We start from the raw sequence: 15,029 nt of genomic DNA, 5'->3' as shown, positions 1-15,029 counted from the left end.
TGACTATAGCGTTTTGGAACCACCTGACCCCATGCCGAACTCAGAAGTGAAACGAAACAGCGTCGATGATAGTGTGGGCTTCCCATGTGAAAGTAGAACATCGCCAGGGCCTAATTAGAGAAACCCGTTGCAGCAATGCAGCGGGTTTTTTGCTTTTATGGCTAAAATTAGTGTGGTAGGAGGCATTTTGGAACCACCTGACTGGAAGGCCAGCCCCGCCCATGCCGAACTCAGAAGTGAAACGAAACAGCGTCGATGATTGTGTGGGCGCGGCCAGCTTGGCTTCCCATGTGAAAGTAGAACATCGCCAAGCACCTATTTAGAGAAAGCCCGATTCGAAAGAGTCGGGCTTTTTTGCGTTTAAGTCCCTCTGCAACGGTTAAAATGGCTTATTTCACCTTGCGCGAAAAGAATGGCAGCGCTCCGCGCTGTGTCATAAACCTTTCGCACGATACTCACCTTGCGCAAAAGAAGCGCACTCACTGCGTTCGCAGTCGCTAATTTTGCACGATAGCGCAAAGCAAAAGTATTCGCTTTGCTCATTGTCGTTAACACTTTGCACTACTTTACTTCTTCACTACGTTCGCTGTCGGTAACCTTTTGCACTATTAACCCGATTCTATCCTTGTTTTCACTGAGTCCGAATTTATAGCTCAGGCATAGTAATAACATCCATTAAAACAAGGAAACTGTGATGAATATAGACTTCGACATGCTGCGTCATATCATGCCTCAGGCTAAAGACAACGACATTCAGCACTACTTACCAGCTATACAAAACAGATTAGCTACTTTTGATATTAATACCCCGTTACGTGTTGCGCATTTCATTGCGCAAATTGCTCATGAAAGTGGCCAGTTCAAATATAAAGTTGAAAACTTAAATTACAGTGCGAGGGCATTGAGACTGGTGTTCGGTAAATACTTTCAAACAGATGAAATAGCTGAACAATATGCACGTAATCCAGAGAAAATTGCCAATGTTGTGTATGCCAATCGCATGGGTAATGGTGATATAGGCTCTGGTGATGGCTGGAAATATCGAGGGCGAGGCTTAATACAGCTAACTGGTAAAGAGAACTATCGAGCCTGTGGGAATGCCATAGGGTTGCCGCTTGTTGAACAACCAGATGGTCTCGCAAACGATCCAAATGCGGCGGTGATGACTGCATGTTATTTTTGGCATAGTCGTCATCTAAATCAGTATGCAGATCAGGATGACCTAAAGTCGATTACTAAGCGCATAAATGGTGGTTACCATGGTCTTGAAGAGCGTGCCAAGTTTCTTAATAGAGCAAAGCAGTATCTTGAAATTCAAGGAGCGGATGTATGAGTAACTTCACTTTAGATGACTTGGAAAAAGCACAATCTCTTGTATTCAGTAAAGACAAACTTCGTACTTGGCAGCAGTTAAGTGAGTTGCTGACTGCACAATTAGATACTGTAAAAAAAGAGCCGGATCCATTTTCTACTTGGTGGAATACTAACTTTGCGCTCTTTAGTTCAGTCCAAGTACAGATTAGTTCAGTAAATGCTGGTTTTGCGTCTTTCGAAGATGAGTATATTGAAATAAGTAACTTAGGACCTTCTATTATTGATTTATCAGGCTGGCGATTGAATGCGGGCTCTGAAGGGCAAGATTATGATTTCAACAAACATACTTTGTTATTTCCACAAGATCTTATCCGTGTTTATACAAATCGTGAAAATACCTATAGCTTTGATAGTCGCCGACCCATTCTAAATAATAATGGGGACACGGTTTCTCTTTATGACAATCAAAGTAATTTGGTGAGTTGCTATGCGTATGGACGTGATGCGCATCATGATGTTGGGATCACACATATCTTTTTTGATGGAAATGACCCGAAGAAAGAATCAGATGAATATATAGAGATCGGCAATTTAGGCAATCATATTATTGACCTGAGCCTTTGGGAAATTACTTCTAATGGAGGACAGAGATTTCAATTCCCTGTCGGTAGCCAGCTTATGCCCCACTCTGAACTTAGGGTATATACCAATCAGATTAATGAGTCGACAGGTGGGTTCTCATTTAATAGCAACAGAGCAATTTGGAATAATAACGGTGATGTTGGCAGGCTATTCGATTACCGAAAAGTATTGGTTTCAGAATATGCGTATGCATAGAGGGAGGGGCTAAGTGCCCCTTAGTTTATTAATGCGAAAGAAAAAACCAGAGCAAATAGTGAATAAACCCAGCCAAGATATTGTCACCCTAGTCGACGATGCATTGCAGTTACTCAATTATATGTCTCGAGAGGGCGCCATTGAGCTAGATGAGCGTATTGCCAAAAATGTTGTTGAAGCTAAGTTTAAGGTCCAGAGCGGTACTTGGCAGGTTGAAGACGAAACCTTATTCCTTTTGAACTATGATGCATTATCAAAAGCTGTTCACCCAGTTACAGTTGAAAGTATTCAATCAGTTATACCAAATGAGAGAGCTGAAAAAAGAGCACCTACAAAAGCAGAAATTGCAGTTGCTTGGTATCGTCGTTATGCCTTATTGGCGCTGGTTTCTTTGTTGATTATTCAGGTGTACTACTTATTTGGAGCAAACCTAAATAGCAATTTAAAGCATGCCTTTACAGAAAAAGCACAACTGACACTCAAGTTAGAAACACTGCCAGCAAACAGCCTTGCTAATGAATACACACAACTTAATCAGGCGCTAGAGACCCTTGAACAGCAGTTTGACGCAAACTATAGTCTATTAAAGTCTTGGAATCGCATTTGGATGCTGGGGTTTAGTTTTAACCCAAATTTACCTGATTACAATCAGTTGTCTTTTCAGCTTAGGGCAGAACAATTGAGCTTGAACGACCCTGAACTGAAGATAAAACAACAGCAACTTCAGCTAGAACAAGCCCATTATTTGTCTCAGCTAACCTTCTTTGAGCATGACTTATTTTCAGACTCTATTTTAAATGTGTTGCAAAGTTACATTCTGCCTTTGCTATATGGCTTACTTGGCGCATTTATCTTTGTACTTAGAGATCTTCTTCGTGAGATCAAATCACTGACATTCACTTATGATGATGAAATACGTTATCGCTTAAGGTTACCCCTTGGATCATTGGCTGGCATGATTGTTGGTTGGTTCTTGAAACCTGAAGAGGCAGGTTTAGGTGCTTCGTTATCACCTATGGCTTTAGCTTTTCTGATGGGCTATCACGTGGAGATATTGTTTGCGATGATGGACAAAGCGATCGTTAATATTCGTAAACAACTCGAGCCAAATCAAACGACCCCTCAATCTAAGTAAGACAGGGTTGGATATATTGAAACTATCTAACCCTTGTCATTTGAACTGGTTACTTGTCGAAGAAAGCGGCAAGTTGCTGGTTTAATTTATCTTGCTCTTGTTTAAGTTTTCCTAGCGTAACAAGTCCAACTAATGATCCTTTTAAACAAGCTTGCACTTTTTGTTTTTGACTAAAGTGTTTGGCTTTGAACTTAGGTTTAATCTTTTTGGGCTTATAGACTTTTAGTGTGCAGACAATTGCACTTATTAATATTTTTTGCCTCATCTTTATCTCCTTACTTTCTCCTCCAGCTTGTCTTAAATAAATGTTCAAAACACGGGCAATAACACGGTTCTATTTACGTTAATGTCACCGAGTTTTCTGTTCAAGGGTACTTTAACTTTAAGCTTTCAATCTAAGTTCTAAAACAAGTAAGGAACATCATGGAACACGCAAAGAGCTTTGAGGCTGAGGGCTTTGAAAGGCCAAATGTCTTGGAAAACAAAAGTACAGATCTTCATGAGAAACTGCTCAAACAAGGTCAAGCTATGGCACATTTTGCTTTGCAAAAGGGTTTAGCTGTGCCAAGTAAGCTGGTAGAGCAACTCCAACAGGAGCAAACTCAAACAGACATTGCCAGTTTAACGAAAGCACATAATCAGTTAGCTGAACTCGTCTCGCCAGCAATGCCAGAGACAATTTTAATGATGGCCCAAGAGCAAGAAAAACAAACATGGTTCTTGTTTTTAGGCAGAGTGCCACTTATACGCAAGATGATGTTAGTGGCAATCATCTCTTTGATTACACTAATCAGCTTGAGCCTGTCATCATATATTAACAACGACAATATGGTGGCTAGCATGTTTGATATGGAAGGTGCTCGCCTTTTGTATGTGCAAGCGATATTACTTGCCTCTGCGGCCATTGGCGCCTCCTTCTCGGCCTTATTTAAAGCAAACAGCTATGTGACTGCAGGATGCTTTGATGCCAAATACGAGAGCTCTTATTGGGTTCGATTTGTGGTTGGCTTAATCTCGGGCATTATTTTGACTCAGCTTATTCCTATTAATTTAGATGCCGTGGCCAAAACCGCAGAGCAAAGCACCGGCATGGGCGGCGGAATGAGCCATGCCGCTTTAAAAATTACCATGGCTTTAGTAGGCGGTTTTTCGGCCAACTTGGTTTATACCATCCTGGATAGAATTGTTGATACCGCACAGTCGTTTATCTCACCGCAACAACCAGAAGATCTAGAAACCGTCAAACAGAGCTTATTGAATCAATTTAAGTCTGAACAGCTTGAATATGAAGCGCATCTTTCACAAGAACTTATGGCGATTCAGCAACAAGTTGCGAGTTCCCCCTCTATGTCGAGTGCTGATTTCCAGCAGTTACTCAGTCAGTACTTAGCAAAGATAATCCGCAATGAGGAGAAGTAATATGGTTAAGCCTTGGTTAAAAGTACTGGTAGTGATTGGTAGCTTGTTGATTCTCAGCATGGCCTCAGGCTGTGCACTGCAAATGGTATCAAGTTTTGATAGGCAAACTGAGCAGCAGATCATGGATGTCGCTAAGAAAGTCGATAGGTTATACGTACAGCTGAGTGAGCTGCCAAAAGAGAAACGCACCTTTCATTTTAGTCAGAGTACTTATCTCAATATTGAAGTTGAGTTATCAGCCCTGCTTATGCGTCAAAAAGTCAGAGAATTAAATGAGTTGACAACCAAACAGGTGGAAATAACCCAAAACCTTTGGTTGCAAGATAAAAAGCAGCATCAGCAAGCAAATAGTATTTCAGATTTTTTGATCAAAACGCGCAAACAGCAGTATCAGCGACTTTTTCTCGCCATGATCCGTGGCGAACAAGCAAAACAGTAATAAAAGGACAACCTTATGAACATAAATGATTTATACAAACAGATGTTAGACACCGCCTTGAATGTCGTCGGTGACGAAGCACAACAAATGTCAGGGCCTTTGCAAAAAGCGCTGAATGCGCAAAAAGCATCAATTGAAGCTTTAGCGCAGGCTAAATTAAATGGCGAGATAAGTGAAGATGAGTTCACGGCTGAGCTAGAACGAGAAAAAGCGATTTTGGAAGTTGAACTTATCACTTTAGAAATCATAGCTAAAGCGACGGTCCAAAAAGCCATTAATGCTGCCATGTCATGTTTAACCTCTGCACTAGCGCGTTAAGTTATGATGTTGTATCCGTCGAAGTGTTATGCACTTCGATGGTGAGGAGTTCACAATGATAGATAAAAAAAAGCGCCAGCAAGCGACTAGAGTCAGGATCATTCGACCATTCAAGTTTGCGCCTATCAGAGTAGTAAGAATAACCCAGCGTTCAGCAATTGATGACTGTCAATCTTCTAGCCTCAAAAAAGACGATGCATTAGAAGCTGAGAAAACGTATGTTGAAGGCGGTTTAATAAAAGAGCCACAAGATGGTTTGGTACTAGAAAAGCAAAATCTTAATAACGATGCAGAGCAACCAGTTGAAACAGACGCGCCGCTGGCACATTTTGACAGTGCTACAAACCCTTATGCATTCTATGTCGCACAGATACCCACTATGCTGTGCAGTTTGCCCTCGGAGGCCATGAGCTCTGTTAGTAATAGTGATAAAAAAGGAACACGCTCACTAACCGATGAAGTTCAAAATGCTCAGAACGACAACAAACTAACAAGTCCCGAACCTGAGAGAATAGAGCTAAACGAGCAAAGCCAGCTGGAAAAACAAACTTATAAATCTGAGTTTGGAATGCCACAAAAAGATATTCAACAAGCTCGCTTTGGTGGGCAACCAGATGAGAGATGGAGTAAAGAGTTAAAACACAAACTTAATACCACGCATAGTGAGGATTCAGAAGAGCAAGTAAATATCACGGCTCAGCTTATTGCAAACAAGTTGCAGATAAGCTTGGGAGAGCTCACCTTTTGGTTAAGTACTCCTAGGGAGGTAGTTAACACTGCCATTAAAGCAGACCTCGATAAGGTTTTACCTTTATTAAAACAAACCAGTAATATTCAATCGCTGATTTTTGCTCATTTGCTACATGCTTATCAAAAAAATGTATTCACTGAGGCGTACGCATGGTCTATTGAACAGATGATAGCGCGATTAATATCCAAGTCAGCAAAAGAGCAAATTAGCTTAAATACCTTACAGGCATTAGCCGCACAAGCTAAAGACCAAGACTATGCCTTTGTACAATTCATGTACAAGGGGAAAAGCAAATCGCTATTTAAGCCGTTGAGCACTTTCACACAAGCAGGTTATCTTGAAGAATTGAAACACTCGGCTCCTAACCATTTTTTCTACGCTCCTTTCACTCTGTCTCTTGAATACTTAAATGATTGCTTAGCTGCGCATCAACAGCGCTGGCAAACATTGCTCCGTCAACCTCTAGTTAAAAGTGTAATTTAGCCTGACTAATTAGGCTTTTAACCCAAGTGACTTAATTGGAATATTTTTAAACTCATTCAGACACAAATGACATATTAATCATGGAGTTTTCTGAATGACTAAATTAGTTTTTTGCTCTTGCGTTGCAGCAGATGGCCGCAAGTTCGCATTTTTAACCGACCAACCTGAAGTCGAAGAGCTGTTTGATAATGGCTATAAGGTCGCCTACAAAGATAGAGATGGACGTGATACCCCTGAGTTATTGGCACATTGGCGCAGTGGCATAACCGTAGAATCAAAAGAATTCAGTTTGCTACCTGAAGACGACCAAATCCCAGATAATGTGCAGAGTGCGTTCAATACCATGCTGTCTCACCTAGTGAAGGGGATTGATGTTTTCTTCTGTGATTACAACTTAGGTGTCGAAGGCGACTTACCTATGTGTAATCAAGTGATGGACGAGTTTAAGTCGACAGACTTTGTGTTGTTCTCATGTGCAGATATTGTTGGCACTGACCCCACAGTGCAACCTTATATGGTGTCGTATTGTGCACCGCGTTATCAGCAAGGTAGCAAGGTGGCACAGCAGCATCGTATTTATTGTAAAACTGATCCATTTGCGTTCTGCCAAGCGATAAACGCCATCGTGGTACAACGTCAAAAAGATGATTTAACTGGCGGTCATATTCGTAGCGATCTAGACCCTTATATCAATGAATCTCCAATAGACAAAGATACAGCAGATCAAGTGCTTAATAGATTTGTAGAATCGCTGCGTAGTAGCAACCCAGATAACGTTGCGATTGGGTATAACGGTTAATAACGGCTAGCGCCGCCAGCACTTAAAAAGGTTTTTTGAGTAAAAGGCGGCCTAAAAGGATTTCTATGGATCAGCAATTTCATTATTACGCAACGCTTGTAGCTGGGATCATGGCGGGTATGCCTTTAAATGATGCCCGAGAGTTAGCCTATTACTGTTACGGGACGAGCCAGCAGTTTGCTCACTGTAAGCAGACTGAATCTTGGCAGTTTAACGACTATCATTTTAAGCCAATTGTGACCCGCAAAGGTCAATCAGAACTGCGTTATGGACCGAATAACTGTGCTTTGGCATTTGAGGAGTTTCCGGCGATGCAAACTTCGTCAAAAAGCGAGCGCTCTGCATCGAGTAAAGTCACTTCGTGTAAAGTGAGCGCAAGTAGTTCGGTGAGTAACATAGCACTACACAATACGCAATTTGCACAAACACAGTGTTTTTATAACCCATTGACCGACGTAGATTGGCAAGGGGGAGGGGATTTAAAGCCTCATTTTAAGCAGCGTTTGGCCCATAGAGCCACGCAGCAAACTCAAAGCTTAAAAACGCAATATGATCTCCGAGCGCAGAAAGTTCAGAGCAAGATATTCGACTCAGAAGCGATTCCGGAACCTGACGATGCACTGTCGTTATTGAAGCCACGTGAGAACAGTAAATTCATTCACAAAGCCATCAATGATGTGATTTACAAACAGCGTTATCACGACTTGGTGCGCTCTGCGCCTTTGGCATTGCTTGGCTGTCGTTTGTTTGTATTGCAACAAAGTTGGTCTGCTCCTCATACAACCCAGTCACTCTTGCATGCGTGGTTGAATACCTGGTTGGCCATTTATAGTTTTAAACAAAACCGGCCTATGCCACAAACAGCGCCTTGGGGGGTTTTTAGCTCACAACCAGGGAGCTGTCAGTTTCTTAAAAAGTTGAAGCAAAGGTTAGAGGAGTTAAATCGAAAACAGAGTGGCGAACCTGTTTGGTTAACGCTTATCACTGAAGCTTGCTCATCTCAGCAGCAAAGCACAAATTTTGATAAATCGTCTTTGTTGCTGCTTTATGGTCTAGCTTTAAGGCCCGCGTATATATTAGACCAAGCACAGAATTTAGCGGGCGGTGACAAAGAGTTTGTTATTCAAAACCTCAATGGCTTTAAGCAAAGCCAGTTCTACCAATTAAATTTGGCAGCGCATTATCATTGTGATTGGCTAGCCAGACAACTCGCCAGTAAAGGGTTAAACGCCTTTAACACCCAACAGTCTTTAGGCAATTTAGAACTTTGGAGAGAAAAATGAGGTTGTTTGAATTATTGATCATGCTCTGGTTATTGTTTTTAACCCTTTATATGTTTGTACCGAGCTTTAAACTGATGGTCGATATGTTGTTATAAAACCCAAAAAAGCGATGCTTTATTGGGCTTAGAAACTGCTTAAACTTGCTTTGACGGTCGCGAGAATATGTACGACACGACAGCTATTTTTATGCTGCCAACGACACAGGCAAGCCATGCCGCTGGTGAAAGCACAATCAAAATAGCATAACTGATAGCCATACTTGTCGAGGCAAAGATTTTCGCTTTCAGTGGAATAATCTTATGCGTTTGCCACTGCCTTAGACTGCGGCCGAAACGCGGATGGCAGAGTAACCACTTGGCAAGTTTGGGAGACGCGTTTGAAAAGCACGCCAAAGCCAAAATAAAAAACACAGTGGTTGGCATGACGGGCAGAACAATACCAATCACTCCAAGGGCGACAAATAAAGACCCACATAGCAGTAGGACTATTTTTTTATAATTGGCTAAGGCTGCTTTTAATTTCATGGGTATACGTGAGCCTGAAATGCTTGGAAACGGGTAAATGCTTGTCGAGCGCCTTCAATTAGTGCTTGCTCTTGCTGTTCGTTAAGCTCAACAGAGTCAATGAGTTGCACTAATTCACGCCATGCGCTACCACGGCCTGCACCGGGACCTGTTAAATAGCGCGCACCATGTTCGGCATTAAAGTTTAATTTTGCTTGAACTTGTTTGCCGAGCATTGCAGCACCAACTTTTGAGCCTTCAACGACATATAACCAGCCTAATGCCGTGGCGACATCGGTATTAATGGTGACGAAAGGCGGTAAATAAGCGGCTGGCAAGTTGGCAGATAGGTCTTCAAAGTCTTGCTCAAGTAGGCTCAAGCGGCGGCGCGAAGTTAAATCCGGGATCAGCACGAGTAACTCTGCGTGCTCATACAGGGCGCTGACATCGCGTAAGAAATAAAATTGCAGACGCAAAAAGTCGAGATAGTTTTGTGTATTGGCAAAGGGGTCTTGCGCCATAATGGTTTTATCAACGTTATCGTGAACATCCGCAGTAGCGAGTTTTAAATTTTGCGCACGAGAAAGAGTAGGGGCGACGGTCGTCATGAATGCTCCAAAAATATAGAGTGCACTGAGTGAGCTCTATCACTCAGTGCGGGTTTATGATTTAAATACTGGTCTTATCGAAATGTATGAAGCTTAAAGTTTGAACTCTAAGCCAATTGAAATGGTTTGCCCCGGCTCAGGCATGGCTACGATTGAGCCGGTCGAGACCTTATATTGATCGGTTAAGTTAGTGATGGCGATATTGCCTGTGATGTCGTCACTAAAGGTGTAATCAAAATAAAAGTCTAGCTGGTAACCCGCTGGAATATATTCAAGTGCGGTAACCCCAGTGCCTGATAAAAAGCCACCCGGATGGTGTTTTTCAGTATGCTTTTTATAGGTGAAGCCAGTGTCGATAGCATCGTTAAAGAGTTTAGTACCAATAATGGCGATGTAACTTTTTTCAGGGGGTATGCGAAGTGGCGTTAAACTACCCGCAAAGCCAGTGTTATTACAGGTCTCGACGTCTGCAGCTTGTGCCATCAGACTTGAACACATTTCTACGTTTGAATACTTGGTGTAAGACAACTTGGTGTAAAACAAGTCGCTCTGATAGTAAATACCCAGCTCTGTACCAGGTAGCTCGAACTTGTCATAGTTAGTGAAAGTAAACTTCTGATCCCAAGCTGGTTTGTCAGGCTTAGGTAAAAAGCCCGTCGCTAACATATTTTCAATATTGGTGTAGAAGTACTCTGCAGAGAAAACCAGTTTATCGCCATTTTGTATTAAGTTAGTGAATTCACTCTCGATACCAATGTCATAAGACTTTGTTTTTTCAGGGGTGATAGGATAATCACTCGAGTAAGAAAACACTTCATTTGACACTGTTGTTTCATACAAGTTTGGCATTCTGTAAGCGTTACTGTATTTGGCTTTAACAGCGGTGTTATCAAGCAGGTGATATTTTGCTTGCAGGGTAAAGTCGGTTTTACCAGCAAACTTAAGGGTATTCTCGTCCTGAAAATCTTGGTTCACAGAATCATGGTGGTTTAGGTTTAAAGCCAGCTCCACAGGCGCGAGATCTACTTGCGCATTGGCAAAAATAGCACGCTTAGTTTGTTCACCGTTTCGCGACGTAGATTTGAGTTTAAAGTCTGCCGGATGCCAATCGCGCTTAAAGTTATCTTGCCAATCTTTATGCGGAGAAAGTGTTTCGCTCTGCCAAGATAAACCATAAGTCAGTGTGACTGGTTTGTTTGCAACAGCAAAAGCCGACGCGTTTAACACGCTTACACCATGGCGCTTATTATTAACGCGATGAAAATATTGTCCGGCATTTTGACCTAGGTTACTACCAAGGGCATTGTACTGCTGCAAACGAGCACTGGTGCGCCATACGTTTACACTGAGGTCGACTAGTGAGTTGTTACTCGGCACAAAGCGATAAAGTGCGCTGGCACTGTTTACCAAAGCTGAGCCCGGCTTCCATTGTGGCATGGTTTCAACGCCTTCTGGAATTTCTTCTGACATCCATTGGTCTTCACCATTTTCGTCAGTCTCTTTCCAAAACTTTGTGTCACCGGCGCGTTGCTTGTGCCAATAAGACGCAAGCATTTCACCGGCTTCTTGCTTATGAAAACGGGTGTTTACTTCAAGCGATTGCTCGTCAGTGAACTCGTAAGTTAACTTGGCAAGATATGAGTCACTTTCAAAACTGGTATTTACCACTTCGCCGTTTTGATTTACAGGAGGCGGAATTAATTCAATATAAGGTATTTCGTCATATTTCCCTGCTTCGGCTTTTGAAGGTTCCCAGCGAATGTATTCTTTCTCTTCAACAAATTCTTCAAAACCATTTGAACCTGCAAAATAGTTACCGACCTTTTTCTTGCTGTAAGCCAGTACGGCTTTCAGATTGTCTTGCTCGTAGGCGGTTGCCAGAGTAAAGCCGCCGCCAGCAAAATCGAGCGTGTCATTATCATTGCTTACTTCGTAATAGCTTTGTAGCCCAAAACTCTCTGGTACATCTGGAGTATGGTTATTGTTATGGGTGTTTACTTTAACCAGCGCGCCAAGTTGTTCACCGCTTTTTAAAATGTCTTGGGTATCTAGCGTGCGAATACTCACCATGCCGCCAATTGCACCTGAACTAAATGGTGACGCTTTTGCCGAAGCGCCTTTTTCGATATTTACTTTGCTGATCAGGTTTGAGTCGATATAGGTTCTGTCAGATGTGCCCATATAACCGCGGTTGGTATGGGTTGATTGTAAACTGCCATCAATAAAAATTGGCACGCGACCTTCACCCTGAACGCCGCGAATACCGATATCTAATGCGCCCGCTTCATTGCGCAGGTTGTTCGCTTCGATACCTGCAAAGCTAGAGAAGATATCTGAGTTTGATAAACCTTTGGTGCGAGCAATTTGCTCGCGGTGCATATGTAATTTATCTCCTTTGACTTCAATCACCTCAATGTCTTGTTGCGAATTGTTGGCGCCATCAGGCACAAAGCTTGTGTTTCTTTTATGGTTTGATGAAGTCCGTGTGATTACAGCGGCTTTAATGATGATGTTATTGTCGATAATACGTGCAGTTAAGTTGCTATTTTGCAGAGCCAATTCTAGTGCTTGATTTAAACTAATTTCACCTTGAAGTGCCGGGGCTTGTAGTCCATTTAACAGTTTGGCGTCAGCGATTAAATTCATGCTCGCGGCTTTGGCAACTTGAGTCAGAGTATGGCTCATAGGCTGTTTTGCTAGATTAAATTCATATACTGAAAGCTGATTCTGCGCGCCAGCAGGTAGGCTCAGGCTTAGGCCGAGCGCGAATGCAAGGGGAGTGAGTCGTGTGTTTAGTACAGAGCGAGTTCTCATTTTTATACGTCCAAATAAATTACCTATTATGAAAACGAATGAGAATGAGAACTCCTCAATAAATTTTTAAAGTTTTTTTGATTTAATTTCGTTTGCTTATAATTATATGATTATTAAGACTTTTAACTTCAACAGGCAAAGCGTGAGGTAACAAGCTAACGAAATTCTCTAGCTCTGAAGCCGAAAATGTCCCTGAAATAGTTAACTCGTCATGAGATTTGGTTGCTAAGGTGTAACTAAAGTCATGATGACGGTTGAAGGTTTCGAGCGCTTCACTAAGGGGGGTCTTATCAAACATTAAGCGACCTTGTTTAAAGGCATCGACATGCGTGATCTCAGGGTCAAACTCGCTGAGCACCATACCTGAGGCATGAATGGTCGCTACGTCACCTTTGACTAATTCAATACGTTCGCGCTGGTTTTGCACGCTGACGCGTCCATGTTCAACCATCACTCGTGTGCTATGAGATTTTTTATCCACCGAAAAGCGTGTGCCTAGAACGGTAATTGTGCTGTTGCCTGTTTCTATCACAAAAGGGCGAGCTTTATCGCTTGCAACATCGAACACGACACGGCCTTTTAGGAGCTTATTTACTCTTTGCTCGTTATCGAAATTAACAGAAATAGACGCTTTTGCATCGAGTGTGAGTGTACTTTGATCTGGCAATTCGATATCTGTGATTTCCCCACGTTTTGTTTGATAACTGGCTTGAAAAGCTGCCGAGTTTAACGGGGTAGACCAATTCAGGTAACTGAATAAGCAAACACTAAGTAGTGCAAAACATGCTGCGATTGCAAAAGGGCTCTGACTTGCTCTTTTGCTTGTTTGATGTGTAGTTGTAACACTTTGCTCAAGGCTTTGAATGTCTTGCTCAGAAAATTGTGACAATAACTGCTCGACTTGTTTGCTTTCTTGATAGGCGAGCACATGCTTGCTGTCAGTGTCTAGCCAATCTTGTAGGGCGCTTGCTTGTTGCTGGCTTAGCCCTTGCTTTTCAAGCTCTAACCAACGATCCACCTGCTGTTGAATGTTTAAATTATGACGGTCCATTTCTATTCTCTTATTGTTTTTTTAGTGCTTGTCGACACGCCAACATCGCTGTGGCTAGGTGCTTTTCAACCATACTCACTGATATCCCCATTTGCTCAGCGATTTGTGCTTGGTTTAGGTTTTTAAATTTGTAGAGCACAAATGCCTGTTTGGTCTTTAATGGCAAAGATTCAATACTACGATTAAGTAGCGTCAGCTGTTGTTGGCTTGCTAATTTCGCTTCGGGCTCATAAAAACTCGGAGCAATCAGCTCAACCTCATCAGGTTCTGCAATAGGCTGATTTTTGCGATACTGATCGATCACAATATTTTTAGCTGCCTTAAAAAAAAGCGCGCGCTCTTGGGTTTTATCTTGCTTTGGATTGCTGCGTTGGTAACTCAACAGACGTGTATAGGCTTCTTGCACTATGTTTTGAGCTTTGTCTTTGCATCCAACTGAGCGAGCGATATAACTTAACACTTCAGAGTAATAACGTTCCAAAATACACCAGTTTGATTTTCAAAAGTCGCGCATACTAGCAAGAGATTTCAATAATGAGAATAGTTATCGATGCTATTTGAGAGTAAAGTACCAAATTTATATACAAAGCTTGAGAATGATCAAACACAGAAGTGAGTTTGAAGGGAGTAAGGTTAATAAACCTGAGTTCAGGTTTATTAAGCTACCTCTCACGAATTAATAACAAGCTTGAATATGATAGGTAATACCAATCCTCTTAATTAAATGAGCTATTTTGAGGCAAGTAAAACTTGTCGATAGCGAGGCGAAATTTTGCTATTTAGTTGTTCTAAATAAGAAATTTTCAACAAAGCTAGCGTCAGTTTTGGTCCCTCAAAATGATTAGGCATTATTGAGGGTTGGTATTAAGCAAGGCTTGGCACTTAAACAGTCTCGATATGTTTCTTGACCATGGCAGTTGTGTTCAAAGGTATTACAAAAAGTATAAAAGCTCGGTCTTACACCCCCGCCTTGCACTTGAGGTGTTTGCTGTATGTTTAGGGTATTTGTTGCAGAGAGGCTTTTGAGGGTGGACTTTTTTAAACGAATTTTCATAACTTTCCTTATTAGTGTTAATTAAAAGTTAAAATTAACACTGGGCTTCAACAAGGTCAATTTTCGCACTGTAAAAATACAGCTAATTGCTAAGAAGTTTGCCTGTAAATTCAATCAGTTCTCCCGATTCATTCTGATGGCTTAAGTACACAATAGCATTCCAACCAGTTAAAGGAGTAGCGACATTCAGCATGAGCAGAATTCGTTCCGCGCAAGGATGC

The 15,029-nt window shown here is 41.9% G+C and carries 15 protein-coding genes and 1 rRNA gene; 10 read left to right on the top strand and 6 right to left on the bottom strand.

The features are described 5' to 3' along the window. The 4 genes from rrf to AAEU28_RS13135 all read left to right on the top strand — a co-directional run. Window positions 1-109, top strand: a 5S ribosomal RNA gene (gene rrf, locus AAEU28_RS13150); the annotation flags it as partial. A gap of 585 nt (window positions 110-694) precedes the next feature. Continuing rightward, complete coding sequence (locus AAEU28_RS13145) at window positions 695-1,333, top strand: glycoside hydrolase family 19 protein (RefSeq protein ID WP_421964532.1); 639 nt, start codon at window positions 695-697, stop codon at window positions 1,331-1,333. Further along, on the top strand, window positions 1,330-2,151 hold the full coding sequence (locus tag AAEU28_RS13140; protein WP_421964531.1) for a lamin tail domain-containing protein: 822 nt from the start codon (window positions 1,330-1,332) through the stop codon (window positions 2,149-2,151). The genes AAEU28_RS13145 and AAEU28_RS13140 overlap by 4 nt, the downstream gene beginning before the upstream one ends. Window positions 2,152-2,182: 31 nt before the next feature. Next, window positions 2,183-3,286 carry a hypothetical protein gene (locus AAEU28_RS13135; RefSeq protein WP_421964530.1) on the top strand — a complete coding sequence of 368 codons (1,104 nt, stop codon included), beginning with the start codon at window positions 2,183-2,185 and terminating at the stop codon, window positions 3,284-3,286. 49 nt (window positions 3,287-3,335) lie between these two features. Here the strand turns inward: AAEU28_RS13135 and AAEU28_RS13130 are convergent, their stop codons facing one another. Continuing rightward, window positions 3,336-3,551, bottom strand: coding sequence for a hypothetical protein (locus tag AAEU28_RS13130; RefSeq protein WP_421964529.1), 216 nt, complete (start codon window positions 3,549-3,551; stop codon window positions 3,336-3,338). A gap of 158 nt (window positions 3,552-3,709) precedes the next feature. On the opposite strand from AAEU28_RS13130, the gene AAEU28_RS13125 reads away from it, so the two are divergent. From AAEU28_RS13125 to AAEU28_RS13100, 6 genes are all read left to right on the top strand, one after another. Then, window positions 3,710-4,705, top strand: coding sequence for a hypothetical protein (locus AAEU28_RS13125; protein WP_421964528.1), 996 nt, complete (start codon window positions 3,710-3,712; stop codon window positions 4,703-4,705). Between the two features lies 1 nt (window position 4,706). Beyond that, window positions 4,707-5,144 carry a hypothetical protein gene (locus AAEU28_RS13120; protein WP_421964527.1) on the top strand — a complete coding sequence of 146 codons (438 nt, stop codon included), beginning with the start codon at window positions 4,707-4,709 and terminating at the stop codon, window positions 5,142-5,144. A 15-nt stretch (window positions 5,145-5,159) separates the two neighbouring features. After that, window positions 5,160-5,462 carry a hypothetical protein gene (locus AAEU28_RS13115; protein ID WP_421964526.1) on the top strand — a complete coding sequence of 101 codons (303 nt, stop codon included), beginning with the start codon at window positions 5,160-5,162 and terminating at the stop codon, window positions 5,460-5,462. A gap of 55 nt (window positions 5,463-5,517) precedes the next feature. After that, the gene (locus tag AAEU28_RS13110) at window positions 5,518-6,696 is read left to right on the top strand and encodes a hypothetical protein (protein ID WP_421964525.1); all 1,179 of its coding nucleotides are present in this window, start codon (window positions 5,518-5,520) and stop codon (window positions 6,694-6,696) included. A gap of 94 nt (window positions 6,697-6,790) precedes the next feature. Continuing rightward, complete coding sequence (locus AAEU28_RS13105) at window positions 6,791-7,495, top strand: hypothetical protein (protein WP_421964524.1); 705 nt, start codon at window positions 6,791-6,793, stop codon at window positions 7,493-7,495. Window positions 7,496-7,560: 65 nt separating this feature from the next. Then, a complete protein-coding gene (locus AAEU28_RS13100; protein ID WP_421964523.1) occupies window positions 7,561-8,778 on the top strand; it encodes a hypothetical protein in 1,218 nt (405 codons plus the stop codon). Between the two features lie 134 nt (window positions 8,779-8,912). Here the strand turns inward: AAEU28_RS13100 and AAEU28_RS13095 are convergent, their stop codons facing one another. The 5 genes from AAEU28_RS13095 to AAEU28_RS13075 all read right to left on the bottom strand — a co-directional run bounded on the left by AAEU28_RS13095 (window position 8,913) and on the right by AAEU28_RS13075 (window position 14,235). Beyond that, on the bottom strand, window positions 8,913-9,302 hold the full coding sequence (locus AAEU28_RS13095; RefSeq protein WP_421964522.1) for a YbaN family protein: 390 nt from the start codon (window positions 9,300-9,302) through the stop codon (window positions 8,913-8,915). Continuing rightward, complete coding sequence (locus AAEU28_RS13090; RefSeq protein WP_421964521.1) at window positions 9,299-9,889, bottom strand: biliverdin-producing heme oxygenase; 591 nt, start codon at window positions 9,887-9,889, stop codon at window positions 9,299-9,301. The genes AAEU28_RS13095 and AAEU28_RS13090 overlap by 4 nt, the downstream gene beginning before the upstream one ends. A 93-nt stretch (window positions 9,890-9,982) precedes the next feature. Next, window positions 9,983-12,703, bottom strand: a complete 2,721-nt coding sequence (locus AAEU28_RS13085; RefSeq protein ID WP_421964520.1) for a TonB-dependent receptor domain-containing protein — start codon at window positions 12,701-12,703, stop codon at window positions 9,983-9,985. A gap of 82 nt (window positions 12,704-12,785) precedes the next feature. Beyond that, a complete protein-coding gene (locus tag AAEU28_RS13080; protein ID WP_421964519.1) occupies window positions 12,786-13,754 on the bottom strand; it encodes a FecR family protein in 969 nt (322 codons plus the stop codon). Between the two features lie 10 nt (window positions 13,755-13,764). Continuing rightward, window positions 13,765-14,235 (bottom strand): RNA polymerase sigma factor, encoded by a 471-nt coding sequence (locus AAEU28_RS13075; protein WP_421964518.1) that lies wholly within the window; start codon window positions 14,233-14,235, stop codon window positions 13,765-13,767. Window positions 14,236-15,029 lie beyond the last annotated feature (794 nt).

Origin of the sequence: Pseudoalteromonas sp. SS15 (genome assembly GCF_049257195.1) — a bacterium.
Lineage (GTDB): Bacteria > Pseudomonadota > Gammaproteobacteria > Enterobacterales > Alteromonadaceae > Pseudoalteromonas.
Note: the sequence above shows the minus strand (reverse complement) of the source record. Positions and strands in the feature narration are given on the sequence as shown.